This window comes from Rhizobium sp. P1_E1 (genome assembly GCF_056406015.1).
The window spans coordinates 1-2892 of record NZ_JBFUAY010000374.1; the positions used below are offsets into that span (position 1 = coordinate 1).

Here is a 2892-nt window from a genome sequence, read left to right on the forward strand (position 1 = left end):
CCATGATTCCCCTCCCTCCGACGCCTCCGCGTCGCAGTTGCTGTTTTCAAGATTGATGCGGGATGTCGACGCACCCTCCTCCCAGAGGGCGCGGTCCTCTTACGTCCTGGTGTAAAGATCGGCGTATTGCTGCCGCAGGATGTTTTTCTGAACCTTGCCCATCGTGTTGCGCGGCAAGTCTTCGGCAAAGATGATGCGCTTGGGTTGTTTGTAGCGCGCGAGCCGGTCCTGGAGGGCGCTGACGATGGCCTTTTCATCGAGGACAGCGCCGGGTTTGCGCACGACGACGGCGGTCACGCCTTCTCCGAAATCGGGATGCGGCACGCCGATCACAGCGCTCTCAACCACACCCTCGATCTGGTCGATCTCGCCCTCCACCTCTTTCGGATAGATGTTGTATCCACCGGAAATCACCAGATCCTTGCCACGGCCGACGATGTGGACATAACCGTCCCGGTCGATCTTGCCGAGATCGCCGCTGATGAAGAAACCGTCGGCGGTGAATTCGGCCGCGGTTTTTTCGGGCATGCGCCAATAGCCCTTGAAAACGTTCGGCCCCTTGATCTCGATCATGCCTGTTTCTTCAGGCGGCAGCGCGAGCCCGGTGGCGGGATCGGTGACGCGCACCGTCACATCAGGCAGCGGGAAKCCGACCGTTCCGGCAATCCGTTTCCCCTCATAAGGGTTGGACGTGTTCATATTGGTTTCCGTCATGCCGTAGCGCTCGAGAATGGCGTGACCGGTACGTGCCTGGAACTCGGTATGTGTTTCTGCAAGCAGTGGAGCCGAACCGGAAATGAAGAGGCGGATGTTGGCGACTGCTTGCTTGTCGAGGCGCGGGCTTTGCAGGAGGCGCACGTAGAAGGTCGGCACGCCCATCAGCATCGTTGCCTGCGGCATCAGCGACAGGATCTCCTCCGGGTCGAACTTCGACAGCAGGAACATCGAGGCGCCGGCGAGTAAAGTGACGTTCGTGGCGACGAACAGCCCATGCGTGTGGAAGATCGGCAAGGCATGGATCAGTCGATCGCCGGCGGTGACGCGCCAAAAATCTCGCAAGGTCAGGGCGTTCGAGAGCAGGTTCCCATGCGTGAGCATCGCCCCCTTGGAGCGTCCCGTCGTTCCCGAGGTGTAGAGGATCGCAGCCAGATCATCGGCGGAGCGCGAGGCATCGACAAAGTCAGCCGGCTCATCGCGGGCGAGATCCAGCAACGAGCCGCTGCCATCAGCGTCGAGAGTTTCGACGATCGCACCGCGGGGCTTGGCGATTGTCTCCACGCCCGCTCGAGCCGACGATGCAACAACCACCAAACGCGGCTCCGCATCGCCGATAAAATAATCGAGCTCAGCCAGCGTATAGGCGGTGTTGAGCGGCAGGTAAACGGCGCCGCTTCGAAGACAGGCGAGATAGAGGATCAATGCCTCGGCACTTTTCTCGACCTGCACCGCAACGCGGTCGCCGGGGCGAATGCCGAGCGTGTCCATCGCGCCGGCAATGCGGCCGGAAAGAGCGACGGCGTCGTCATAGGTCCATGTGCGCGTGTTATCGATCCGGATGAATGGTGCGTTACCGGGCGCGGCGGCCCGCATGGCGTCGAAAAGATGGTTGCTCACTTTCGCCCTCCTCCAAGCGTTGAGTTCACTATCTGTGCGAATGGCCGGGAGCCTTGCTGGCCATTGCCGCCGCTGCGGCTTTCGTCGTTCTGGTTGAGCAGGCTTTTGACAGCAGGCGAGGCAATCACTTCGCCGCGCTGCGCCAGAGCCTCGTGGTTGGCCACGATGTCGTCGAGCTTGTAGAGATAGTTGACCATCAGGCCGTGTGCCTGCTGCATCGCCTTTGCCGAGCGGTCGCCAAGAAAATTCAGTCTTTCAAGTCGAGCGCCGTTGCCGAGATGGAAGCGGGCGACCGGATCGACGGGGCGGCCCTCCGGCGTCCGTTCGACCAGGAAATAGCGCGCCGCAAGAGGCAGCAGCACGCGCTCCACTTCGGTCGCCGTCTTCTTGTCGTCGGGCCAGTTCGGATCGTCCAGCGCCGTCAGCGTTTCCGGGCGCGCCTTGGCAAGCCAGCGGGCAAAGCCTGGAACGGGCGATAGCGTGACGAAGTTCTTCAGGCCGGGCAGGTCTCGGCGCAGATCTTCAACGACCTGTTTGATCAGGAAGTTGCCGAACGAGATCCCACGCAAGCCATCCTGGCAGTTGGAGATCGAATAGAAGACGGCCGTCGTCGCCTCGTCGGCGTTGATCTGCTCCCTGCCCTCGTCGAGCACATCCCCGATCGCGCGGGGCACCGATCGTGTGAGCGCCACCTCGACGAACACCAGCGGCTCGTCGGCTAGTCGGGGGTGGAAAAAGGCAAAGCAACGGCGGTCGGCCGGCGCCAATCGCCGACGCAATTCCTCCCAGCCGGCGATCTCGTGCACCGCCTCGTATTTGATGATCTTTTCCAGGATGTAAGCCGGCGTCGTCCAGTCGATGGGCCGCAGCGTCAAGAAGCCGCGATTGAACCAGGAGCCGAACAGATGCGTGAAGTCGGCGTCAAGCGCGTGATAACCTGCGGATTGATCTTTGGAAGCAAGCAGCTGCTGGCGCATCCGGACGAGCTTGGCGGTGCCGTTCGGCGCGTGATTCAATCGGCGCAGAAGCTCCTGTCGCCGCGGCTCGGCTGCCTGGTGGAGAGCAATGATCGCGGCAGAGCTTTTGTCAGCGCGGTATTTATCAATCGCCTGGTCGAGCTTGGTTGTGTCAGGCCCGAACTTTTCATGCAGCATAAGGAGGAATTTCTGCGCGCCCTCGCTCTCGAGCGCGCCCCAGCGATCGAGTATCTCGGCGGCAAGCGCCATGCCCGAGGCCTCGCCCCGGCTCGACAGCAGCATTTCACAGAGTGTCTGGAGA

General features: G+C 61.7%; 2 protein-coding genes. Both read right to left on the reverse strand.

Annotation, left to right across the window (positions count from 1 at the left end; all coding sequences use genetic code 11):
- Positions 1-99: 99 nt before the first annotated feature.
- The gene (locus AC1D1Z_RS35860; protein ID WP_018245581.1) at positions 100-1614 is read right to left on the reverse strand and encodes a malonate--CoA ligase; all 1515 of its coding nucleotides are present in this window, start codon (positions 1612-1614) and stop codon (positions 100-102) included.
- On the reverse strand, positions 1611-2892 hold a 1282-nt coding region (locus tag AC1D1Z_RS35865), incomplete at its 5' end, for a malonyl-CoA decarboxylase (protein ID WP_477853560.1). The genes AC1D1Z_RS35860 and AC1D1Z_RS35865, both read right to left, overlap by 4 nt.